Raw genomic sequence first — 22,160 nt, 5'->3', positions numbered from 1 at the left:
CAGGGGTTGCACGGGGCCTACGCCAGTTCTCCCACGGTCTGCTCGATCGCCGCCCGCAGCGACCGCCCGGCGATCACCTCGCGCGCCGCCTCCATCGCGGGCGCCAGGAAGATGTCCGGTCCGGGCGCGCCCGCGAACGCGGCCACCGCCTCGACCGCGAGCCGCCCGGCCGGCGACGGCGTGAGCGGCGCGCGGAGCTGGATGCCGCGGACCGCGCTGAGCAGCTCCACCGCGAGGATGCTGGTCAGGTTGTCCAGCACGGTGCGCAGCTTCTTGGTCGCGGCCCAGCCCATCGACACGTGGTCCTCCTGCATGCCGCTGGTCGGCAGCGAGTCGACCGAGGCCGGCGCCGCGAGCCGGCGGTTCTCCGCGACGATCCCGGCGGCCGTGTACTGCGCGATCATCAGGCCGGAGTTCACGCCCGCGTCCGGCGACAGGAACGGCGGCAGGTCGCGGGACCGGCAGACGTCGAGCAGCCGGTCGACCCGGCGCTCCGCGATCGCGCCGACCTCGGCCGCGGCGATCGCCAGGAAGTCCGCGGCGAACCCCAGCGGCGCGCCGTGGAAGTTTCCGGTGGACTCGACGCGGCCGTCCGGCAGCACCACCGGGTTGTCGACCACGGAGACCAGCTCGCGGGCCGCGGTGGTGGTCACGAACGCGAGCGTGTCCCGGGCCGCGCCGGCCACCTGCGGCGCGCACCGCATCGAGTAGGCGTCCTGCACCGCGTGCGCCAGGTCGTCGCGGTGCGAATCCATGATCGCCGAGTGCTGGAGCAGCCGGTGGATGTTCGCCGCGGACGTGGCCTGACCCGGGTGCGGCCGGATGGCGTGCAGCTCGGGCAGGAACGGCCGCTCCGAGCCGAGCATCGCCTCGACCGCGAGCGCCGCGGTCACGTCCGCCATGGTGAACAGGTGGCGCGCGTCCTCGATCGCCAGCAGCAGCATGCCGAGCATGCCGTCGGTGCCGTTGATCAGCGCCAGCCCCTCCTTGGAGTCCAGGCTGATCGGGGAGAGTCCGGCCCGGGCCAGGACGACGGCCGCGTCCAGCCGGGCGCCGTCCTTGCCGAGCACCCAGCCCTCGCCGAGCAGCACCAGCGCGCAGTGCGCCAGCGGGGCCAGGTCGCCGGACGCGCCGAGCGAGCCGTGCTCCGGCACCCAGGGCGTGATGTCGTGGTTGAGCAGGTCGACCAGCGCTTGGGCGAGCAGCGGGCGGACGCCGGAGTGGCCGAGCGCCAGCGACCGCGCGCGCAGCAGCATCATCGCCCGCACCACCTCCGGCGGCATCGGCGCGCCGACCCCGGCCGCGTGCGAGCGGATCAGCGCGTGCTGCAGTTCGGCGCGACGGGACGGGCTGATGAACGTGTTCGCCAGCGCGCCGAAGCCGGTGGAGACGCCGTAGACCGGGCGGCCACCGGCCTCGATGCGGTCGACGATGTCCCGGCTGCGGGCCATGCTGTCGCGCGCCTCCGGCGAGATCGTCACGGAACGGCGCTCGCGGGCCACCGCGACCACGTCCTCGGCGGAGACGCCGAGCGGGGTGATGAGGACGGTCATAGCTTCACTCCGTTGTGCACGACATCGCTGATCAGCGGCACTCCCGGCCGGTAGGCCAGGTGCAGGTGGGACGGGGCGTCGAGGACGACCAGGTCGGCGCGCGCGCCCGGGCGGAGCACGCCGACGTCGTCGCGGCGCAGCGCGCGGGCGCCGCCGGCGGTCGCGGCCCAGACCGCCTCGGCCGGCGTCATGCGCATCTCCCGGACCGCCAGCGCGACGCAGAACGGCATCGACGACGTGTACGACGAGCCCGGGTTGCAGTCCGTGGCCAGCGCGACCGTGGCGCCCGCGTCCAGCAGCCGGCGCGCGTCCGGATACCGCGACCGGGTGGAGAACTCCGCGCCGGGCAGCAGTGTCGCCACGGTCGCGGACGAGGCGAGCGCGTCCACGTCCGCGTCGCTCAGGTGCGTGCAGTGGTCCGCGCTGGCCGCGTCCAGCTCCACCGCCAGCCGGACGCCGTCGCCGGGCCCGAGCTGGTTCGCGTGGATCCGCGCGCCCAGGCCGGCCGCCTGCCCGACGGTGAGGATGGCCCGGGCGTGGTCCGCGTCGAACGCGCCGCGCTCGCAGAACACGTCGATCCAGCGCGCGTGCGGCGCGGCGGCGCGCAGCATCGGGCCGCAGATCAGCGACACGTAATCGTCGGCCCGGCCGGCGTACTCCGCGGGCACCACGTGCGCGCCGAGGAACGTGGTCTCGTCGGTCAGCTCGCGCGCGATCCGTAGCGCGCGGGCCTCGTCCGCGACGGACAGGCCGTACCCACTCTTGATCTCGATCGTGGTGGTGCCCTGCCGCAGCGCCTCCTCGCGCAGCCGGCCGGCCGCGAACCGCAGCTCGTCGTCGGAGGCGGCCCGGGTGGCCGCGACCGTGGTCCGGATGCCGCCGCCGGTGTACGGCTCGCCGGCCATCCGCGCCGCGAACTCGGCCGCCCGGTCCCCCGCGAAGACCAGGTGCGAGTGGCTGTCGACGAAGCCGGGCAGCACCGCGCGGCCGTCCGCGTCCAGGCGCCGGTCCGCGGCGGGCGCGTCCGCGGCGCGGCCGATCCAGGCGACGCGGCCGTCCTCGACCAGCACGGCGGCGTCGCGGAGCAGCCCGAGCGGCCCGCGGCCGCGCGCGGGATCGTTGGTGACCAGTTCGCCGATCCGATCGACCAGGAGGTTCATGCGATCGCCCCGCGCAGCGCGGCGGCGACGTCCAGCCGGGCGTGCCGGCCGTCCCGGACGATCCGCTCGCCGTCCACGGTCACGTCGGTGACGTCCGCGGCGGTCGCGGCGAACACGATGCCGGCCGGGTCGGTCCCGGCCGTGCGCGGGCTGTCCAGCGTGACCGTGACCAGGTCCGCGCGGGCGCCCGCGGCGATCGTGCCGGCGTCGTCCCAGCCGAGCGACGCGTGCCCGCCGGCGGTCACGGCGCGCAGCAGCGCCGCGGCCGGGAAGTGCCCGCGCCGCTCCGTGCGCAGGCGTTCGTGCAGTTCCACCGCGCGTGCCTCCTCCAGCAGGTCGATGACGGCGTGACTGTCGCTGCCGGCGGACAGCGGCGATCCGGCGGCGGCGAGCGCCGCGGCCGGCCCGATCCCGTCGCCGAGGTCGCGTTCCGTGGTGGGACACAGGCAGACGCGGGTACGGCTGCCGCCCAGCGCCGCCACGTCCGCGTCCGTGAGGTGGGTGGCGTGCACGACCGTGGTCGACGGCCCGAGCGCGCCGGCGTCGTGCAGCAGCTCCGCCGGGGTGCGGCCGTGCACCGCCCGGGCGGCCTCGTTCTCCGCGCGCTGCTCGGAGAGGTGGGCGTGCAGCGGGGCCCGCCGCTGCCGCGCCCACGCCACGACCTCCGGGAGCTGATCGGCCGGCACCGCGCGGACCGAGTGGATCGCGGCGCCGATCCTGGCGTGTGGCCGGGCCCGCAGTTCGCCGGCCCGTGCGGCCCACGCCGCCGCGGAGCCGTCGCCGAACCGCTGCGCCGGCCCGCGCAGCGGCTCCCCGCTCACGGACGCGGTCAGGTAGCAGGTGTCCAGCAGCGTGATCCGGATGCCCGCCTGGGAGGCCGCCTCGATCAGCGCCGCGCCCATCTCGTTCGGGTCGTCGTAGCGCTGCCCGCCCGGCGCGTGGTGCAGGTAGTGGAACTCGCCCACGCAGGTCACCCCGGCCAGCGCCATCTCCGCGAACACGGCGCGGGCCAGCGCCAGGTACGACTCGGGCGTGAGCCGGTCCGCGACCGCGTACATCCGCTCCCGCCAGGTCCAGAACGTGCCGCGCTCCGCGTGCGTGCGCCCGCGCAGCGCCCGGTGGAACGCGTGCGAGTGCGCGTTCGCCAGCCCGGGCAGCGTCAGCCCGCGCAGCCGTTCCGCGCCCGGCGGCCGGGGCACGCCCGGCGTCACCGCGGTGAACCGCCCGCGGTCCGCCGTGATCAGCACGTTAGCGGCCGGCGCGTCGCCCAGCCAGGCGAGGTCGGCGTGCCAGGTCACCGGCATGCCAGCTCCTCCAGCACCGCGGCGAGCGCGGTCACGCCGGCCTCGCAGTCCTCGTCCTCCGCGCGCTCCGCCGGCGCGTGCGAGACGCCGGTCGGGTTCCGCACGAACAGCATCACCGTGGGTACGGACCCGGACAGCACGCCCGCGTCGTGGCCGGCACCGGTCGGCAGCACCGGCGTGTCCTCGCCCAGCACGGTGACGCACCGGCGGATCAGCGCGTCCGAGAAACCGATCTCCCCGGTGGTGGACTCCGCCGTGATGGTGAACCCGGTGCCGTCCCGGGCCGCGCGGGTGGCGATCTTCGAGCCCAGGCTCGCCAGCAGCGCGTCCAGCGTCTCGGTCGAGGCGGCGCGCGCGTCCAGCCACCCGGTCACCCGGGACGGGATCGCGTTCGTCGCGTTCGGGTGCACCGCGACGCGGCCGACCGTGGCGTGCGCGCCGTGCACCCGTGCCTCCTTGTTCGCGGCCAGCACCGAGAACGCGTAGGTGAGCATCGGGTCGCGCCGGTCACCCATCAGCGTGGTGCCCGCGTGGTTGCCCTCGCCGGTGAAGTCCATCCGCCAGCGTCCGTGCGGCCAGACCGAGGAGCCGATCCCCACCGGTACGGTCAGCGCCCGCCCCTGCTCGACGTGCAGCTCCACGAACGCGTGCACGCCGTCCAGCGGCACCGGCCCGAGCCGCGCCGGGTCGAAGTCGTACCGGGACAGCGCCTCCGCCAGCGTGACCCCGTCGCGGTCGGTCAGCGCGCGGGCCCGCCCCGGGTCGAAGGCGCCGGTCATCAGCCGCGAGCCGAGGCAGGCGACGCCGAACCGGGAGCCCTCCTCCTCCGCGAACGCGGCGATCCGGATCGGCCGGGCCGGCGTCACGCCGCGTCGCCGCAGCAGGTCCACCGCGAGGAACGCGGACACCACGCCGAGCGGCCCGTCGTAGCCGCCGCCGTGCGGCACCGAGTCCAGGTGGCTGCCGGTGACGACCGCGGGGCCGGCCGCGCCGCCCGGGTTCCAGGTGGCCCACATCGTGGTGTTGCCGTCCACCTCGAACGCCAGGTCCCGGTACCGCGCCTGGGCCCGGAACCAGCTCCGCAGCTCCCACTCGGCCGGCGTCCAGGCGAACCGGACGTAGCCCTGCTCCGGCGACCCGCCGACGTCCGCCAGCTCCCGCCAGAGGTCGGTGAACGCGCTCACGACGCGGCCATCGGGATCGTCACGCCGTGCGCCGACGCGACCTCGGCCGCCTCCGGATAGCCCGCGTCCACGTGCCGGATCACGCCCATCCCCGGATCGTTGGTCAGTACCCGGCGGATCTTCTCGCCGGCCAGCGCGGACCCGTCCGCCACGCACACCTGCCCGGCGTGCAGCGACCGCCCGATCCCCACGCCGCCGCCGTGGTGCAGCGACACCCAGCTCGCGCCGCTCGCGGTATTGAGCAGCGCGTTCAGCAGCGGCCAGTCCGCGATCGCGTCCGAGCCGTCGCGCATCGCCTCGGTCTCCCGGTACGGCGAGGCCACCGACCCGCAGTCCAGATGGTCGCGGCCGATCACCACGGGCGCGCTCAGCTCGCCGGACGCCACCATCTCGTTGAAGCGGACGCCGGCGACGTCCCGCTCGCCGTACCCCAGCCAGCAGATGCGCGCCGGCAACCCCTGGAACGCCACCCGCTCGCCGGCCAGCCTGATCCACCGGGCGAGCGACTCGTTCTCCGGGAACAGCTCCAGCACCGCGCGGTCGGTGGCCGCGATGTCCGCCGGGTCACCGGACAGCGCCGCCCACCGGAACGGCCCCTTCCCCTCGCAGAACAGCGGCCGGATGTACGCGGGCACGAACCCGGGGAAGTCGAACGCGCGCGTGAAGCCGCCGAGCCGCGCCTCGCCGCGGATCGAGTTGCCGTAGTCGAACACCTCCGCGCCCGCGTCCAGGAACCCGACCATCGCCTCCACGTGCGCGGCCATCGACGCGCGCGCCCGCTCGGTGTGCTCCTCCGGGCTCAGTCCGGTGGGCGAGCCGAGCGGCACGTAGGAGAGCGGATCGTGCGCCGAGGTCTGATCCGTCACGATGTCGATCTCGACGCCGCGCCGCAGCAGTTCCGGGAAGACGGCCGCGGCGTTCCCCACGACGCCGATCGACACGGCCCGCCGCTCTCGCTTCGCGGCCAGCGCGAGCGTCACCGCCTCCTCCAGCGACGACGCGACCCGGTCGAGGTAGCGCGTCCGCACCCGGCGCTCCAGCCGGGCCGGGTCCACGTCGACGATCAGGCAGACGCCGCCGTTCATGGTCACGGCCAGCGGTTGCGCGCCGCCCATGCCGCCGCAGCCGGCGGTCAGCGTGAGCGTGCCGGCGAGCGAGCCGCCGAACCGCTTCGCCGCCACGGCCGCGAACGTCTCGTACGTACCCTGGAGGATGCCCTGGGTGCCGATGTAGATCCACGATCCGGCCGTCATCTGGCCGTACATGGTCAGCCCCAGCTTCTCCAGCCGGCGGAACTCCGGCCAGGTGGCCCAGTCGCCGACCAGGTTCGAGTTCGCCAGCAGCACGCGCGGCGCCCACTCGTGCGTGCGGAACACGCCGACCGGCCGCCCGGACTGCACCAGCAGCGTCTCGTCGTCGGCCAGCTCGCCCAGCTCCCGCACGATCGCGTGGTACGACGGCCAGTCCCGCGCGGCCCGCCCGGTCCCGCCGTAGACGACCAGGTCCTCCGGCCGCTCCGCCACGTCCGGATCGAGATTGTTCATCAGCATGCGCAGCGCGGCCTCCTGCGGCCAGCCCTTCGCGGTACGGGTGGCGCCGCGGGGCGCCCTGATCGGCTCCGGCATGCTCGACTCCTCAGTCAGGGAACGAAGACCTGGCGGCGCGCGGCCGACGACTCGAACTCCTCCAGGCGCCGCTGTGCCTGGTCCGGCACCGCGTCGCAGATCGCCTGCAGCAGCACCATGGCCAGCGTCATCGGCGCGGTGTGCAGGTCGAAGACCAGTCCGGCCCCGACCCGCGCGGTGAGCGCGACCTCGGCCGGCTCCGCGGCCGGGCTGACCGGCGAATCCGTGATCACGACGGTGCGCAGGCCGAGCGCGCGCGCCTCGGCCAGCGCGTCCAGCGCCTCGCGCGGATATCGGGGCAGCACGATCGCCAGCATGGCGGTCGCGCCGGCCGCGCGGGCCTGCTCCAGCCGATCGGTCAGCAGCGTGCCACCGGAGTCCAGCACCCGCACGTCGGGCAGCACCTTCGCGGCGAAGAACCCGAAGTACGCCGCGAGCGGCGCGGCGGCCCGCAGTCCGACCACCGGCAGCGGGCGCGACCCGGCGAGCAGCGCGCCCACGGCGGTCAGCCGGTCCGCGTCGTCCAGGTCGTCGGCGAGCCGCTCCAGGTTCGCCATCTCCTGCCGCACCGCGTGCTGCACCTCGGTGGACTGCCGGCCCGGGGCCTCGGCCGGACCACCGGTGGCGGCCTCGCGCAGCCGCTGCCGCAGCGCCGGGTAGCCGTCGTGGCCGAGCGCCATCGCGAACCGGGTCACCGACGGCTGGCTGACGCCGGCCAGGTCCGCCACCTCGGCGGCGGACAGCCACGCGGCCGCGCCGGCGTGCTGGACCAGCGTGTGCGCGATCCGCCGCTGGGTGGGCGTGAGGCGGACGTCGGCGAAGAGCGCCAGCACGCGTTCTGCGCCTTTTTGATTCACGAAAAGATCGTATGCATGAAGTCATTCAGCGGGCAACGACCGGGTGACGTTCTCTTAGGTTCTGATTAGAAACCTGGCCCCCGCCACGCGACGTGCGGAAGCATCCCCGGCGTGCATGACGAGACGACTGTGCTGTCCACGCTCCCCGGCAAGCGCCGCCGGCCGAAGTCCATGGTCACCTGGCTGGCCGCCGCCGGGGTCGCCGGGCTCGCCGGCGTGGTCGGGCTGGCGCTGATGCTGCAGTCCGGCTCGTCCGCGGCGTGCGCGGCCGCGCTGAGCGGCAAGGCCACGTTCTACGACATCGCCGGCGGCGGGGGCAACTGCTCCTACGACGGCCCGCCCGCGGACTCGCTGCACGTGGCGATGGGCCCCGGCGAATACGCGGACGCGGCCGCCTGCGGCGGATACCTCGACGTCACCGGCCCGAAGGGCACGGTCCGGGTCAAGGTGGTGGACCAGTGCCCGGAGTGCGCGCAGGGCCATATCGACCTCAGCACGGAGGCGTTCGCCAGAATCGGTAACCCGGTCGACGGCATCATCCCGGTCACGTACCGCACGGCCGTCAACCCACCGCTGCCCGGCCCGCTCACCTTCCGGATCAAGGAGGGGGCCTCGCAGTACTGGTTCTCGGTCCGGATCGACAACACCGGCAACGCGCTGCGGTCCGTACAGGCGAAGTCCGCCGGCGGCGGGTTCGTCACGCTGAAGAAGTACGACTACAACTACTGGCAGGCGGACAGCGGGCTCGGCCCCGGCCCGTTCACGATCAAGGCCACCGACGTGCGGGGCAACACCGCGACCGTGGACGGCGTCACGCTGTCGCCGGGCAGCACGCAGGCCAGCGGCGTGAAGATGTACGGCGCCGGTGCGAACACCGGCTCGGCCTCCGGCGGCGACCCCGGCCCGGCGACCGCGCCGGCCCCGGCCAAGGCCGCACCGAAGCCCACGCCTCCGTCGCCCTCCGCGTCCGCGTCGGCGTCCCCGTCGGCCTCCGCGTCCCCGTCCGCCACGGCCGGCGACGAGATCGACGTGCGGCCGCTGGCCGCCGCCACGCTGCAGGTCCAGAAGACCGCCTGCGGCTGACCGCGATCGGGCCCGGTCAGCGGAGCGGGAGCCACATATGGATCTCGTCCCGGTCGTCGCCGGGCCCGACCCGGATCGCGCCCGGCATCCGGCCGACCTCCTTGTAGCCGGCGCGCTGGTAGAAGCGCTCGGTGTCGTTCCCGGCCCGGACCGTCAGGTGCAGCGCCTCCAGCCCCGACTCACGCGCCACCCGCTCGGCCTCGGCCAGCAACGCCCGCCCGTACCCCCGGCCCTGCCGCTCGGGGTGGATCATCACCCGCTTCAGGGTGCGCCAGTGCATCCGCAGCCCCGACCGGTTCCCGGTGAAGAACAGCAAGCCGACCAGCCGCCCGTCGTCATGCCCGACCAGCAGCCGATCCTCCCCGTCCGCCACACTCTCGAACGTCGCCCGCGCCACCGCCGCCACCGCATCCCGCTCCACCGGCGGCACGAACCCCACCGCACCCCCGGCCTCGGACGCCGCGTGCCACAGGTCGACGATCTCCTCCCGCAGCCGTTCGGTCAGCTCCGGATCCACCCGCCAGACCACGCTCATCCCACCATTCTCGCCGCGTCCCGCGCTCCCGGCCCGCGCGCGACGCCGAACTGCGACCCGCGTCTCCGTTTGCGCGCGCGTCCTAGCGTGGCCGGCGTGACGCGTGCATTCAGCGACGACGAACCGGCCGAGGAGCGCAAGCGACAGCTGCGGAACGCGCTGGACGACCTCCGCGCCGGCCGCGTCCGGCCGGAGGACGTGCCCGGCGAGACGCCCGAGGCGACGACCGGCGAGGCCGCGGACGGCCAGGTGCGCGCCGTGGCGCGCGCGGGCCGCCTCGACCGGCTGGAGATCGAAGCCGTGCTGATGCGTCGTGACCTGGACGAACTGGGCGGGTTCTGCGCGGCCGCGGTCACCGCGGCGCTGCGCGGGCAGCGCGACGCCGGCCTGCTGGCCGGGGCGCCGCCGGACCTGGCCGCGCTCGGCGACATGCTGCAGGGCGTGCAGGCCGAGGGCGCCCGCGCGATGGCCCGCATCGAGCAGGCACTCGGCGCCGTGATCGCGGACCTCGGCCCGCGCACCGGCATGGCCGGCGACCCGCGCGCGACCGGCCTGGACAACCTGCTCAGCGCGACCGCTCAGGGCCTGCGCGAGGCCGGCGCCGCCACCCGCGACCGGTCCGAGCCGCAGCGCCGCGCCGTCGACGGCCCGGTGGCCGCGGTCATCGCGTTCGGCGGCGAGGTCCGGCTGGAGCTGGGCCCGGAGCTGGCCCGCGCGCAGTCGCACGAGGTGGCCGCGCACGTGGTGCGCGCGGTGAACGCGGCGCTGAGCGAGCCGTCGCCGGCGCCGGAGATCGGCGCGCCCGCCGCGGACCTGGCCGGCCTGTCCCGCCGGATGGAGGAGCTGCGCGAGGCCAGCCTGGCGCAGATGACCGCCTATTCGACGGCGCTGCGCTCGATCATGAACCGCATCGGTGAGCCGTAGGGGAGACTCATGCAGACGTTCCACGTTGATCCGGACGGGATGCGCAGCTCCGGCGAGGGCATCCAGCGTTCCGTCGGGGAGATCGACGACGCGCTGACCGCGTTCGAGAACGAGCTGGCCGGCTACGGCGAGCCGTGGGGCGCGGACGATCTCGGCAGCATGATCGGTCTGGTCTACACCGCGATCCGGGACATCGCGTTCGAGTGCCTGGACGCCAACCTCGAGGACATGCACCTGTACGGCGGCAACGTCACGGTGATGGCCGACAACTTCGCCGCCGCCGAGGACGGGAACGCGGCCGGCTTCCAGGGCATCCAGCAGGAGTTGGGCTAGATGTGCTGTTCCGGGAGGTTGGTGACGCGGTGGGCGGGTGGGTGGCCGCCGAGGGCGGTGTGGGGTCGGTGGTAGTTGTACCAGTCGAGCCAGTGTGGGTAGGCGTTGTTGCGGGCGGTGTCGGTGGTGTAGGGCTGGTGGTAGGCCCATTCTTCGGTGAGGGTGCGGTGGAAGCGTTCGACTTTGCCGTTGGTCTGGGGTCGCCAGGGCCGGGTGTGGCGGGGTTGGATGCCGAGGTCTGCGCAGGTGGTGTGCCAGGTGTTTTTGGTGTAGGCCCAGGCGTTGTCGGTCAGGACGCGGTGGACGCGCACGCCGTGTGCGGTGAACCATGCGGTGGCGCGGCGTAGGAATCCGGCGCAGGTGGCGGCGGTTTCGTCGGGAAGGATTTCGGAGTAGGCCAGGCGGCTGTGGTCGTCGAGGGCGGTGTGGATGTAGGCGTAGCCCGCGCCGTTGCGGTTGGCGCGGCCGGCGGGCCGGCCGAGGGTTTTGTGTCCGCCGCCGTCGGGGATACGGGCGAGTTTCTTGACGTCGATGTGGACGAGTTCACCGGGCTGGTCGCGTTCGTAGCGGCGTACGGGTTCGCCGGTGGCCCGGTCCAGGCAGGCCAGGACTGGTTCGCCGTGCCGGACGAGGATGCGGTGCGCGGTCGACGGTGCGATACCAGCGCGGGTGGCCAACCGGGCAGGGCCGATGCGGTGCGCACGGCGCATCGCGAGGACGTGTGCCTCGACCGGGGCGGGGGTGCGTGCGGGGCTGTGGTGCGGTCGGCTGGAACGGTCGGTCATCCCGGCTGGTCCTTGTTCGCGGTAGCGGCGGGCCCACCGCTGTGCGGTGGTCGGCGAGACCTGGAACCGTGCCGCGGCGGCCCGTAACGGCCATCCGTCATCGACGACGCAGCGGGCCAGGCGCAGCCGCCCGGTCGGTGTCAGGGATGCATTAGCGTGCGTCATGAGGACCTTCCTGGAGTAGGTGCGGCTGTCTGGTAGCTCCACACCTATCCGGAAGGTCCTCACCCGTTCAAGATCCCGTACCCGTCACCAACGTCCCGGGACAGCACAGCTAGAGCATGGGACTGCAACTGCCGGGAGAACTGGTCAGCGTGCTGGGCGCGCTCGGCTTCTCATGGCCGGAGGCCGACGAGACCAAGCTGTTCGAGATGGGCAACGCCTGGATCGGCTTCGGCCAGACGCTCTCCGGTGGCGTCGGGCAGGCCGATGCCACCGCCGCGGAGGTGTGGACCCAGGGCTCCGGGATGAGCGTGGACGCGTTCAAGACCGCGTGGACCGGTGCGGAGAGCCCCACCGCGAACCTCGGCGACGCCGCGACGGCCGCGACCATGGTCGGCGCGGGCCTGTTCGTGGTCGCGGGCCTGGTGCTGGCCCTGAAGATCAACGTGATCATCCAGGTAACGATCCTGGCGATCCAGATCGCACAGGCCATCGCCACCGCGGTCGTCACGTTCGGCGCGTCGCTGCTGGAGATCCCGATCTTCCGCATGCTGACCAAGCTGGTCCTGGACCAACTCCTCGGCCTCGCGATCGACGCGGTGCTCAATGGCTAGCAACGCACGGCGCCGCCCGGGCCAGAGCCGCCGGTCCGCCAAGCGTGAGTCGGGCCTGTTCAAGAAGGTTGAGGCGTGGCTGCGAAGCCGGATGAAGCAGCACCGCTACCAACACGTCTTCCAGGGGCAAGTCAAGTTCTACCCGCCGAACAACACGCCCGGCGCGTCCGGATTCCATCACCGCTATCAGGGCCAGAACCCGCCGGGTGCACGGGTGCGCCGGGATGCCAACGGCAATGAGATGATCACTCAGCATGGGCCGGACGGCGTCTATCGCGCGAGGGTCGACGTGCAGGCGCCGAACGGGACCTGGATTCCGAAGAACGCGCAGTCCACGTTCTTCCCGGACCGGTGGACGCCACAACAGGTCGATGACGCGATCTCGCATGCGTTCCGGAATCGCACGATGGACCCCAACAACTCTCAGCGCTGGTACGGCCCCGGCCCCAACGGCATGACGATCTCCGGTTTTGTTGACCCAGGCTCGGACCGCTGGAAGACGGCGTTCCCGGTCATTACGTGAGTGGTGTGCAGATGCGCGATTCGATCTCGTTCTACCGCACGGCGGACGGCTTCATGACGTTCCGGTCCGACACGGGCTTCTTCAAGGATCTCGGCTCGTGGATGACCAGCGACATCCAGTCGTACGCGCCGGAGTGCCTGGAGTTCCTCGCGATCCTGGAGGACGTCCGCGTGGGCGTGCGGGACGCCGAGGTGATCGAGGGAAACGCGTATCAGGCGTTCGTCACCCCGTCCGACGTGCGGGTGCAGAACATGTTCGTGGAGTCGGGCGAGGACTACACCTTTGACGAGGCGCACTCGGTGATCATCGAGTACTGGAAGTGGCTGACGCCCGCGGCGGAGGACCGGGCAGCGCAAATCGAGGCGTGGAGTGCGGAGTTCGGGCGCCAGCATCCCTGTCTCGATCATCTCGGCTGAAGAGCCGATCTTCGGCCTTGACCCGCTGTGCGATCATCGTGACTGTTGAAAGCGCAGGTCACGGGGGAGGCTGCTGCCGGGATGGGCGGGTTCATCGATGCCGCGCTGGGGTTTCCGGCGGTGTTGTTCAGCTTCCTGCTCGTCGTCGTGGTCGGGTACTGGGGGCTGGTGCTCGTCGGCGGAGCCGACCTGGATCTGCTCGGTGGTGGGGTCGATGCTGACGGGCTGGACGGGGACGCGGGCGACGCGGGTGAGGCCGGCGGGCTCGGCGGGTTCTTCGCCTGGCTCGGGTTCGGTGGCGTGCCCGTCACGGTCATCGTCTCGCTGCTGGTGGCGTTCGCCTGGTTCGCGAGCCTGGCCGGGACCGTGGCGCTCGGCACCACGGATCTGAACGGTGGCCTGATGGTCGTGCTGTCGCTGCTGGTGGTCGTGGTCGCGCTGATCCTGGCGTTCGGCATCACGCGCGTGCTGGCCGGGCTGCTGTCGCGGATCATGCCGGTCGGCCCGCAGCCGTCGCGCGGCGACTTCATGGGCGCCACCTGCGTGATCCGCACCGGCTCGGTGACCGCCACGTTCGGCCAGGCCGAGGTGCACGCGGTGGACGGCTCCTCCTCGATCATTCAGGTTCGCCAGCCGGGCGACGAGAAGCTCCGCGCCGGCAGCAAGGCGATCATTTACGACTTCGACGCCGACGGCGAGTTCTTCTGGGTCATGCCGGCCGAGAGCGCCGGGCTCTCCGACCGTTCCGCGTAATCGGCTCGCGCCCTCTTCTCACCCCCACCCCTCCCAGAAAAGGGATTCTCGATGGATGTGCTGACCACGGGTCTCGGCGTGCTGCTCGCCGTCGTCCTGCTCGTTCTGCTCGGCCTGGCCTTCCTGGTCAGCCGGCTCTTCAAGAAGGTGGAGCAGGGCAAGGCACTGATCATCTCCAAGGTGAAGAAGGTGGACGTCACGTTCACCGGTGCCGTGGTGATGCCGGTGCTGCACAAGGCCGAGGTGATGGACATCTCGGTGAAGACCATCGAGATCGAACGTACCGGCAACGAGGGGTTGATCTGCCGCGACAACATCCGCGCGGACATCCGGATCACGTTCTTCGTGCGGGTGAACAAGACGATCGAGGACGTCATCAAGGTGGCGCAGGCGATCGGCACCGCGCGCGCCAGTGACCAGGACACGCTGCAGGAGCTGTTCAACGCGAAGTTCTCCGAGGCGCTGAAGACGGTCGGCAAGCAGCTCGACTTCGTCGACCTCTACACCAAGCGCGACGAGTTCCGCGACCAGATCATCGCGGTGATCGGCACCGACCTCAACGGCTACAGCCTGGAGGACGCGGCGATCGACTTCCTGGAGCAGACGCCGGTCGGCCGGCTGGACCCGAAGAACATCCTGGACGCGCAGGGCATCCGGAAGATCACCGAGCTGACCGCGGCCGAGAACGTGCGCACCAACGAGTTCCAGCGCTCCGAGGAGAAGGAGATCACCCGGCAGAACGTGGACGCCCGCGAGGCGATCCTCGAGCTGCAGCGCCGCCAGGCCGAGGCGGAGATCCGGCAGAAGCGCGAGATCGAGACCATGCGCGCCCGCGAGGAGGCCGAGACCTCCAAGGTGTACGCGGAGGAGCGCCTTCGTTCCCGCACGGCCGACCTGCGCACCGATGAGCAACTGGGCATCCAGGCCGAGAACCAGGCCCGGGAGATCGCGGTCGCGGCGAAGAACCGGGAGCGCGTGATCGCGATCGAGACCGAGCGGATCGAGAAGGACCGCATGCTGGAGGTCATCGCCCGCCAGCGGGAGACCGAGCTCTCCACCATCTCCAAGGACAAGGAGGTGGAGGCCGAGAAGCGCTCCATCGCCGAGGTGGTCCGGGAGCGGATCGCGGTCGAGAAGACCGTGGCCGAGCAGGAGGAGAACATCAAGCGCCTGCGCGTGGTCGAGGAGGCCGAGCGCACCCGCCAGGCCGTGATCATCAACGCCGAGGCCGAGGCCCAGGAGGTCCTGGTCAAGAACATCAAGGCCGCCGAGGCCGCGGAGCAGGCCGCGAAGTTCAAGGCCCGCGAGCAGCTCACCCTCGCCGAGGCGCGCCAGCAGGCAGCCGAGCTGGAAACCCGCGCGCAGATCCGGCTGGCCGAGGCCAAGCAGGCCACCGCGGCCGCCGAGGGTCTGGCCGAGGTCCAGGTGCAGGAGCGCAACGCGGAGGCGATCGAGAAGGTCGGCCGCGCCGAGGCGATCGTCGAGCGGGAGAAGGCCCTGGCCGGTGCGGACGCGCTGCGCGAGAAGCTGAAGGGCGAGGCCGAGGGTCTCACCGAGAAGGCGGCCGCGATGGCCGCGCTGTCCGACGCGTCCCGCGAGCACGAGGAGTACCGGCTGCGCCTGGAGGCGGAGAAGGAGATCCGGCTGGCCGGCATCGACGTGCACCGGCAGGTCGCGGAGTCGCAGGCGATGGTGGTCGCGGCCGGCCTGGAGAAGGCCAACATCGACATCGTCGGCGGCGACAGCGTCTTCTTCGACAAGCTGCTCGGCTCGATCACGCTCGGCAAGAGCGTGGACGGGTTCCTGGCCAACTCGGACGTGGCGCGGTCGCTGGTCGCGCCGTACGTGAACGGCAACGGTAACCTCCCGGCCGATCTGGCGAAGCTGCTCGGCTCGGTCTCCACGTCCGACGTGTCCCACCTGACGCTCTCCGCGTTCCTGATCCAGCAGATGAAGGCCGCCTCCGGGCAGGACGAGGCGCGGCTGCGTGACCTGCTGGAGACCGCGCGCCGGCACGGCGTGGCCGACAAGACCGTCGCCGAGCTGGCCCCGGCCGCCAAGTGACCGACGTGGACGCCGGCACCTACGAGGTGCTCCGCGGCCGGCTCGCCGAGCAGGCCGCGGAGCTCGCCCGGCGCGCCGAACGGCTGAACGCCCAGCGCGCGGAGACGTTCGGCGGCGCCGAACTGCGCCTGCTCGGCACGGAGCGAATCCGGACCGAGAACAACTGCGTGCCGCGCGACATCGTGTCCGTGGGCGGGCGGATGCTGTTCGGCTACAACGTCTTCATCGGGCTCAAGTCGGAGACGTCGGTCGCGGACGTGTTCTCGCTGCACGGCTTCGGGCGTACCGGCGGCGACGGTTTTGCATTCAGCGAGCCCGGGCCGGTGCCGGGGCTGCTCGACGACGAGCGCTTCCAGCGCGACTTCGCGGAGCTGTACCGGTACTACCGGCAGACGCGGCTGCTGCAGCTGCGCCGGATGGAGGGGCGGCTGCTGGCCGTCTTCCAGACCGGCGCGCGCGGCGACGACCTGCGCGTGCTGCGCTGGCGGACCGCACCCGACGGTACGGTGTCCTACCTCGACAACCGGGGCGAGCGCGAGCACGTGTTCCCGCCCGCGCACGACTTCGAGTGGACCGAGACCACCCGCGACCAGCACGTCCTCGGCCGGCACCCGCACATCTCGATCGAGGACGAGGTCTTCGTCGAGACGGTCGGCGGCACGCTCACCATCAAGGTGGAGAACAACACCGAGGACGGCGAGGGCATCTACGGCGAGCCGGTCGACGAGCCGCTGCAGAGCCTGGCCGACGCGGAGGTCGGCTACGCCCGGGTCGGCACGCTGATCCTGCTCAAGGTGCTGCCGTACAAGGAGACCGTGCACCGGTACCTGGTCTTCAACACCCGCACGCGTACGGTCGCCCGGCTCGACGGCATCGGCCAGGCCTGCCAGCGGCTGCCCGAGGACCAGGGAATCATCTTCCCGGGCGGCTACTACCTCGACACCGGCGTCACCAAGACGTTCGACACGGACGTGCAGGGGCTGGAGTTCGAGAAGGCCATCCGGTCGCCGAACGGCGAGGACGTGCTCTACGTCTTCCACGCCCGCACCGACGGCCGCTACCTGCTGCTGCCGTACAACCTGATCCGCAAGGAGGTCGCGAACCCGTTCACCTGCCACGGGTACTCGCTCTTCGACGACGGCACGCTGATCGTGTTCCGGTCCGCCACGGACGAGCCGACCCGCGTGCACCCGGTGCAGGTGTGGCAGACGCCGTTCCTGTCCGACACGTACGCGGCCACGCAGCCGGCCGGCGCGGGCACGCTGGCCCGGATCGGCAACGCGGAGCTGGTCCGGGGCATCTCCGAGGCGGTCTCGATCGCGCGCATGGTCGGCGAGATGAGCCCGTCCCAGGCGGTCTACGAGGGCCTGATCGCGGCGTGCACGCGCGCGTTCGACCACTACCACTGGCTCGGCGACCCGGAGCTGGGAGACCTGGCGGCGCCGCTGACCGAGGTACGGACCACGGCCGGCCAGGTGCTGGACGAGTTCGAGAAGGTGCAGGCACTCACCGCCCAGGCCGCGACCGCGCTCGGCACCGCGTCCTCCGAGGTCACCGCCATGATCCGGCGGTCCCGCGGTGAGACGCCGACGTCCACGGAGGACTGGATCACCCGGCTGGCCGTGCTGCGTGCCGCGCAGGGCCGGCTGGTCTCGCTGCGCGAGCTGCGCTATCTCGACCTCGGTGCGCTGGACACGCTGCTGGCCGAGCTCGAGGCCGAGACGTCCGCGTTCGCCCAGCGCGCGGTGACGTATCTGAGCGGCGCCGACGCCTTCGACGGGTACCACGCGGTCGTCGCCGACCTGGAGACCACGGCGGGCGCGATCGAGACGGTGGCGTCCTCGGCCGAGGTGGCGGAGCGGCTCGACGCCCAGGCCACCGGCCTGCAGACGGTCACCGAGGTGGTCGGCTCGCTGGACATCGCGGACGCCACGGTCCGGGTCGGCATCCTGGAGCGGGTCGGCGAGGTGCTCGGCGGCCTCAACCGGGCCCGCGCCGTCCTGGACGGCCGCCGCCGGCAGTTGCTCGACCGGGAGGGGCGGGCCGAGTTCGCCGCCGAGTTCGCCCTGCTCGGGCAGGCGATCACCGGCGCGCTCGCGGCCGCGGACACGCCCGAGCGGTGCGACGAGCAGCTCGGCCGGCTGATGCTGCAGTTGGAGAACCTGGAGTCCCGGTTCGCCGAATTCGACGACTTCCTGGCGCAGCTGTCCACCAAGCGCACCGACGTCTACGAGGCGTTCTCCTCCCGGAAGCAGGCGCTGCTGGACGACCGCTCGCGGCGCGCGGACCGGCTGGTCGACTCCGCGGAGCGGATCCTCGGCAGCGTCGCCCGCCGGGTCGCATCGCTCGGCACGCTCGACGAGGTCAACACCTACTTCGCCACCGACCCGATGGTCGCGAAGCTGCACTCGGTCGCGGACGAGCTGCGCGCGCTCGGCGACAGCGTGCGCGCGGAGGAACTGGCCGGTCGCGTGAAGGCCGCGCGCCAGGAGGCCGGCCGGTCCCTGCGCGACCGCCTCGACCTGTTCGCGGACGGCGGCGGCACGATCCGGCTCGGCAAGCACCGGTTCGCGGTGAACACGCAGGCCGTGGACCTGACCATGGTGCCGCACGACGGCGGGATGACGTTCGCGATCACCGCCACCGACTTCCGGGCCCCGGTCCGCGACCCGGCGTTCGCGGCCACCCGGCCGTTCTGGGAGCAGCTACTCGTCTCCGAGTCGCCGGAGGTCTACCGGGCCGAACACCTGGCCGCCACCGTGCTCGCCACCTCGCGCGACCTGCCCATCGGCCCGGACCTGCGCGACATCGTCCGCCGCGAGGCCGAGACCCGGTACGACGAGGGGTACGAGCGCGGCGTCCACGACGTCGACGCTGCGCTGATCCTGGACGCGCTGCTGCGCCTGCACGCGGGCGCGGGACTGCTGCGCTACCCGCCGGCGGTGCGCGCGGCGGCGCAGCTCTTCTGGGCGTACGGCGTCGCCGAGGAGGACCGCGCGGTCTGGACGCGCCGCGCCTCCTCGCTGATCCGCGCGCGGGCGGTCTTCGGCACGGCCGGGCCCGCGCTCGCCGCCCTCGCCGCGGAGCTGGGCGCGGACGCCGCCGTGTTCCTGGGTGAGGCCGGGCTGCCGGTCGACGAGCCGGACCAGGTGGGGGAGTACCTGGTCGAGGAGCTGGCCGGGCAGCCGTTCGGGTTCGTGACCAGCGCGGACGCCCGTACCCTCCTCGATCGTTTCCGGCGTGCGCTGGGCGGCACCGTGGCGCCCTCCGGACGCGACTTCGACGAGGACCTGCGCGCGCTCGACGGCGACCTCGCCGCCCGGCACCAGCTGGCCGGCGCGTGGCTCGGCGCCTACCTCGCCTCCACCGGCGCGGACGCCCCGGCCGAACTCCCCGAGGCGGTCGCGCTGCTGCTCGCGCCGGACCTGGCCCGGCACGACTCGTCCGCCGCGCTCAGCGAGCGGGTCACCGGCCTGCTCGGCGCGCACCCGCGGATCGCCGACCGCGCGCTCACCGTGCGGCTTGACGAGTTCCTGCCGCGCACCCGCCGGTTCCGCGAGCAGCGGATGCCCGCGTACCGCGACTACCAGCGGCAGCGGACCGCGCTCGCCAGCGCGGAACGCGCCCGGCTGCGGCTGGACGAGTACACGCCGCGGGTGATGAGCGCGTTCGTCCGCAACCGGCTGCTCGACGAGATCTACCTGCCGCTGATCGGCGACAACCTGGCCCGCCAGCTCGGCGCGGCCGGCGACGCCAAGCGCACCGACCAGATGGGCCTGCTGCTGCTCATCTCGCCGCCCGGCTACGGCAAGACCACGCTCATGGAGTACGTGGCCAGTCGGCTCGGCCTGGTGTTCGTCAAGGTCAACGGCCCGGCGCTCGGGCACGGCGTGACCTCGCTCGACCCGGCCGAGGCGCCGAACGCGACCGCGCGGCAGGAGGTGGAGAAGATCTCGTTCGCCCTGGAGCTGGGCAACAACGTGCTGCTCTACCTGGACGACATCCAGCACACCAACCCGGAGCTGCTGCAGAAGTTCATCTCGCTGTGTGACGCGCAGCGGCGGATGGAAGGCGTCTGGGACGGCGCCACCCGCACGTACGACCTGCGCGGCAAGCGGTTCGCGGTGTGCATGGCCGGCAACCCGTACACCGAGAGCGGCCAGCGCTTCCGCATCCCGGACATGCTCGCCAACCGGGCCGACGTGTGGAACCTCGGCGACGTGCTCTCCGGCCGGGAGGACCTGTTCGCGCTCTCCTACATCGAGAACGCGCTCACCTCGAACCCGGTGCTGGCGCCGCTCTCCACCCGGGAGCGCGGCGACATCGAGCTGCTGGTCCGGCTGGCCCGCGGCGACGGGACCGCGCGCGCGGACCGGCTGGCGCATCCGTACTCCGCGGTCGAGCTGGACGGCATCCTCGCGGTGCTGCGCAAGCTGCTGCGGGTCCAGGAGGTCGTGCTCACCGTGAACCGCGCGTACATCGCGTCCGCGGCACAGGCGGAGGAGTCGCGCACGGAGCCGCCGTTCAAGCTGCAGGGCTCGTACCGCAACATGAACAAGCTCGCGGAGCGCATCGTGCCGGTGATGAACGACGCCGAGTTGGAGACCGTGCTCGACGACCACTATCTCGGCGAGGCGCAGACGCTCACCGGCGGCGCGGAGGCGAACCTGCTGAAGCTCGCGGAGCTGCGCGGCCGGCTCACCCCGGCGCAGCGCGCCCGGTGGGACGAGGTCAAGGCCGCGTTCCTCCGGCAGGCCGCGCTGGGCGGGGCCGGGGACGACCCGATGAGCCGGGCGGTCGGCGCGGTCGGGCTGCTGGCCGACCGGGTGGCGGCCGTGGAGGAGGCCATCGACCGCGCCGCGGCGGCGCGGTCGATGACGTCCGATTAGTGAGGATTATTCAGCGCCGAACCGGACCGACTCGCTATAGCGGGGTCACCGCGATGGTCTCCACCGCGCTGAATAATCCTCATCGCCGGTTGAGGGGTTGTGGGATCTTGCGGGCGCCGCTGCCACGGCGCCGGTGTCTCAGCTGTGCGCGGGGGTGCGCGGCTGAGGCACCTCCAACCAGTTCGGGTTGGAGCCCCGCCAGGCGTTGGCGAGGATCACGGCCGATGCGTGGCTGGGGCACTCCTGGACCTTGGATTTGCCGGAAGCGCCGCCGATCTGCGCCTCGACCTCCCAACGGGAACCATCCGTCCGGATGTAGACGTCGCGACGACCCTTCGGGGTGCGGTTCCCGTTCCACCAGTGGCATTCGACTCTCACTCTCGGACCGTACCGCAGGTCGCGGCCATGCCGAATATGTTGATCTTGATCGGTTCGGTTACGACTTCTTCCCAGCTCGGACATGATCTCCGCTGGTAAACGTGGTGTTCGACACCCGGAATCCGACGATCACTGAATGGAAACAAAACTGCTGGACTCTGGCCTTTCCGAGCACACCTTCGGGGGTTAGGGGCACCGTGGAGATCCTTCTCATGACCGCCATCGCCGGCGAGCGCGCCCGCCGCGTCCTCCCCGCGCTCGACCTGCTCCCGCACACGCTGCGCATCGCGCCGCGCGACGTGTCCGCGCTGATCACCGGCCCCAACCCGGACGTAGTCCTGGTCGACGGCGCGCACGGCTTCGGCAGCCGCTCCGGCCTCGCCGAGGCCCGCGACACCTGCCGCCTGCTGCGCGCCACCGGCCTCTCCACACCGCTGGTCGCGATCGTCGACGAGGCCGGCCTCGCCGCCGTCTCCGCCGAATGGGCACTCGACGACGTGATGCTCGTCTCCGCCGGCCCCGCCGAGATCGAGGCCCGCCTGCGACTGGTCACCGCCCGCCGCGACGCGCAGGCCGCCGGCACCAACGGCATGATCACCGCGGGCGAGCTGGCCATCGACCCCACCACCTACGCCGCCAAGCTCAAGGGCGCGCCGCTCGACCTCACGTACAAGGAGTTCGAGCTGCTCAAGTTCCTCGCCCAGCACCCCGGCCGGGTCTTCACCCGCGACCAGCTGCTGCGCGAGGTGTGGGGCTACGACTACTTCGGCGGCCACCGCACGGTCGACGTCCACGTCCGCCGCCTCCGCGCCAAGCTCGGCTCCGAATACGAGTCCATGATCGGCACGGTCCGTCAGGTCGGCTACAAGCTCGTCCTCCCACCCCGCCCGGACACCCCGATCCTCACCCCGGACATCGACCGCGTCCTGGCCTAGCTCCTTCGCCATCCCGCCCCCTGGCGCTGCCGAGCCCGCATGCTCCGCCGGCGTTCTCAAAACCCGGAACCCGATAGTCCCGC

At 72.5% G+C, this 22,160-nt stretch carries 19 protein-coding genes; 10 read left to right on the top strand and 9 right to left on the bottom strand.

Going from position 1 to position 22,160, the window contains the following annotated elements; genetic code table 11:
* Positions 1-17 precede the first annotated feature (17 nt).
* Genes hutH through J2S41_RS28775 form a run of 6 tightly spaced genes read right to left on the bottom strand, consistent with a single transcriptional unit; the run spans position 18 to position 7,683 of the window.
* Complete coding sequence (gene hutH, locus J2S41_RS28800) at positions 18-1,553, bottom strand: histidine ammonia-lyase (protein WP_310372262.1); 1,536 nt, start codon at positions 1,551-1,553, stop codon at positions 18-20.
* Positions 1,550-2,713, bottom strand: coding sequence for an imidazolonepropionase (gene hutI, locus J2S41_RS28795; protein WP_310372260.1), 1,164 nt, complete (start codon positions 2,711-2,713; stop codon positions 1,550-1,552). Before hutI ends, hutH begins: the two co-directional genes overlap by 4 nt.
* The gene (locus J2S41_RS28790; RefSeq protein ID WP_310372258.1) at positions 2,710-4,017 is read right to left on the bottom strand and encodes a formimidoylglutamate deiminase; all 1,308 of its coding nucleotides are present in this window, start codon (positions 4,015-4,017) and stop codon (positions 2,710-2,712) included. The genes hutI and J2S41_RS28790 overlap by 4 nt, the downstream gene beginning before the upstream one ends.
* Positions 4,008-5,201, bottom strand: coding sequence for an allantoate amidohydrolase (locus J2S41_RS28785; RefSeq protein ID WP_310372256.1), 1,194 nt, complete (start codon positions 5,199-5,201; stop codon positions 4,008-4,010). Before J2S41_RS28785 ends, J2S41_RS28790 begins: the two co-directional genes overlap by 10 nt.
* Positions 5,198-6,826 (bottom strand): urocanate hydratase, encoded by a 1,629-nt coding sequence (hutU, locus tag J2S41_RS28780; protein WP_310372253.1) that lies wholly within the window; start codon positions 6,824-6,826, stop codon positions 5,198-5,200. Before hutU ends, J2S41_RS28785 begins: the two co-directional genes overlap by 4 nt.
* A gap of 14 nt (positions 6,827-6,840) precedes the next feature.
* A complete protein-coding gene (locus tag J2S41_RS28775; protein ID WP_310372251.1) occupies positions 6,841-7,683 on the bottom strand; it encodes a MurR/RpiR family transcriptional regulator in 843 nt (280 codons plus the stop codon).
* A 111-nt stretch (positions 7,684-7,794) separates the two neighbouring features.
* Here J2S41_RS28775 and J2S41_RS28770 point away from each other — a divergent pair, with 111 nt between their 5' ends.
* Entirely contained in the window at positions 7,795-8,766 is a 972-nt protein-coding gene (locus J2S41_RS28770) for an expansin EXLX1 family cellulose-binding protein (RefSeq protein ID WP_310372249.1), read from the top strand.
* Between the two features lie 16 nt (positions 8,767-8,782).
* Here J2S41_RS28770 and J2S41_RS28765 read toward each other — a convergent pair whose 3' ends face one another.
* Positions 8,783-9,301 (bottom strand): GNAT family N-acetyltransferase, encoded by a 519-nt coding sequence (locus tag J2S41_RS28765; protein ID WP_310372247.1) that lies wholly within the window; start codon positions 9,299-9,301, stop codon positions 8,783-8,785.
* 96 nt (positions 9,302-9,397) lie between these two features.
* Between J2S41_RS28765 and J2S41_RS28760 the strand changes: the two genes are divergently transcribed.
* Both J2S41_RS28760 and J2S41_RS28755 read left to right on the top strand, forming a co-directional pair.
* Positions 9,398-10,225, top strand: coding sequence for a hypothetical protein (locus tag J2S41_RS28760; protein WP_310372245.1), 828 nt, complete (start codon positions 9,398-9,400; stop codon positions 10,223-10,225).
* A 9-nt stretch (positions 10,226-10,234) separates the two neighbouring features.
* On the top strand, positions 10,235-10,558 hold the full coding sequence (locus J2S41_RS28755; RefSeq protein ID WP_310372243.1) for a WXG100 family type VII secretion target: 324 nt from the start codon (positions 10,235-10,237) through the stop codon (positions 10,556-10,558).
* Here the strand turns inward: J2S41_RS28755 and J2S41_RS28750 are convergent.
* A complete protein-coding gene (locus tag J2S41_RS28750) occupies positions 10,555-11,508 on the bottom strand; it encodes an IS481 family transposase (protein ID WP_310372241.1) in 954 nt (317 codons plus the stop codon). The genes J2S41_RS28755 and J2S41_RS28750 overlap by 4 nt on opposite strands.
* Positions 11,509-11,624: 116 nt before the next feature.
* Here J2S41_RS28750 and J2S41_RS28745 point away from each other — a divergent pair, with 116 nt between their 5' ends.
* From J2S41_RS28745 to J2S41_RS28720, 6 genes are all read left to right on the top strand, one after another.
* Entirely contained in the window at positions 11,625-12,119 is a 495-nt protein-coding gene (locus J2S41_RS28745) for a WXG100-like domain-containing protein (protein ID WP_310372240.1), read from the top strand.
* Entirely contained in the window at positions 12,112-12,642 is a 531-nt protein-coding gene (locus J2S41_RS28740) for an EndoU domain-containing protein (protein ID WP_310372238.1), read from the top strand. Before J2S41_RS28745 ends, J2S41_RS28740 begins: the two co-directional genes overlap by 8 nt.
* 11 nt (positions 12,643-12,653) lie before the next feature.
* Positions 12,654-13,058: a hypothetical protein gene (locus tag J2S41_RS28735; RefSeq protein WP_310372237.1), complete on the top strand. Its 405-nt coding sequence runs from the start codon at positions 12,654-12,656 to the stop codon at positions 13,056-13,058.
* An 81-nt stretch (positions 13,059-13,139) separates the two neighbouring features.
* Positions 13,140-13,811: an OB-fold-containig protein gene (locus J2S41_RS28730; RefSeq protein ID WP_310372236.1), complete on the top strand. Its 672-nt coding sequence runs from the start codon at positions 13,140-13,142 to the stop codon at positions 13,809-13,811.
* Between the two features lie 51 nt (positions 13,812-13,862).
* Positions 13,863-15,875 (top strand): SPFH domain-containing protein, encoded by a 2,013-nt coding sequence (locus tag J2S41_RS28725; protein WP_310372235.1) that lies wholly within the window; start codon positions 13,863-13,865, stop codon positions 15,873-15,875.
* Entirely contained in the window at positions 15,872-20,764 is a 4,893-nt protein-coding gene (locus tag J2S41_RS28720) for a DNA repair ATPase (protein WP_310372234.1), read from the top strand. Before J2S41_RS28725 ends, J2S41_RS28720 begins: the two co-directional genes overlap by 4 nt.
* A gap of 138 nt (positions 20,765-20,902) precedes the next feature.
* Here J2S41_RS28720 and J2S41_RS28715 read toward each other — a convergent pair whose 3' ends face one another.
* Entirely contained in the window at positions 20,903-21,142 is a 240-nt protein-coding gene (locus tag J2S41_RS28715; protein WP_310372233.1) for a hypothetical protein, read from the bottom strand.
* Between the two features lie 212 nt (positions 21,143-21,354).
* Here J2S41_RS28715 and J2S41_RS28710 point away from each other — a divergent pair, with 212 nt between their 5' ends.
* Entirely contained in the window at positions 21,355-22,077 is a 723-nt protein-coding gene (locus tag J2S41_RS28710) for a winged helix-turn-helix transcriptional regulator (protein ID WP_310372231.1), read from the top strand.
* Positions 22,078-22,160: the final 83 nt, after the last annotated feature.

It is taken from the genome of Catenuloplanes atrovinosus, from assembly GCF_031458235.1.
Taxonomy (GTDB): domain Bacteria; phylum Actinomycetota; class Actinomycetes; order Mycobacteriales; family Micromonosporaceae; genus Catenuloplanes; species Catenuloplanes atrovinosus.
The sequence above is the reverse complement of the archived record's forward strand: the minus strand, read 5'-3'. Positions and strand labels throughout refer to the sequence as shown.

Bases quoted from the DNA above. Each gene is read 5' to 3' on its own strand.
- J2S41_RS28725 (WP_310372235.1), top strand. From the start codon at position 13,863: ATGGATGTGCTGACCACGGGTCTCGGCGTGCTGCTCGCCGTCGTCCTG.
- J2S41_RS28790 (WP_310372258.1), bottom strand. From the start codon at position 4,017: ATGCCGGTGACCTGGCACGCCGACCTCGCCTGGCTGGGCGACGCGCCG.
- J2S41_RS28745 (WP_310372240.1), top strand. From the start codon at position 11,625: ATGGGACTGCAACTGCCGGGAGAACTGGTCAGCGTGCTGGGCGCGCTC.
- J2S41_RS28765 (WP_310372247.1), bottom strand. From the start codon at position 9,301: ATGAGCGTGGTCTGGCGGGTGGATCCGGAGCTGACCGAACGGCTGCGG.
- J2S41_RS28740 (WP_310372238.1), top strand. From the start codon at position 12,112: ATGGCTAGCAACGCACGGCGCCGCCCGGGCCAGAGCCGCCGGTCCGCC.
- J2S41_RS28750 (WP_310372241.1), bottom strand. From the start codon at position 11,508: ATGACGCACGCTAATGCATCCCTGACACCGACCGGGCGGCTGCGCCTG.
- J2S41_RS28710 (WP_310372231.1), top strand. From the start codon at position 21,355: ATGACCGCCATCGCCGGCGAGCGCGCCCGCCGCGTCCTCCCCGCGCTC.
- hutI (WP_310372260.1), bottom strand. From the start codon at position 2,713: ATGAACCTCCTGGTCGATCGGATCGGCGAACTGGTCACCAACGATCCC.
- J2S41_RS28735 (WP_310372237.1), top strand. From the start codon at position 12,654: ATGCGCGATTCGATCTCGTTCTACCGCACGGCGGACGGCTTCATGACG.
- J2S41_RS28755 (WP_310372243.1), top strand. From the start codon at position 10,235: ATGCAGACGTTCCACGTTGATCCGGACGGGATGCGCAGCTCCGGCGAG.
- hutU (WP_310372253.1), bottom strand. From the start codon at position 6,826: ATGCCGGAGCCGATCAGGGCGCCCCGCGGCGCCACCCGTACCGCGAAG.
- hutH (WP_310372262.1), bottom strand. From the start codon at position 1,553: ATGACCGTCCTCATCACCCCGCTCGGCGTCTCCGCCGAGGACGTGGTC.
- J2S41_RS28730 (WP_310372236.1), top strand. From the start codon at position 13,140: ATGGGCGGGTTCATCGATGCCGCGCTGGGGTTTCCGGCGGTGTTGTTC.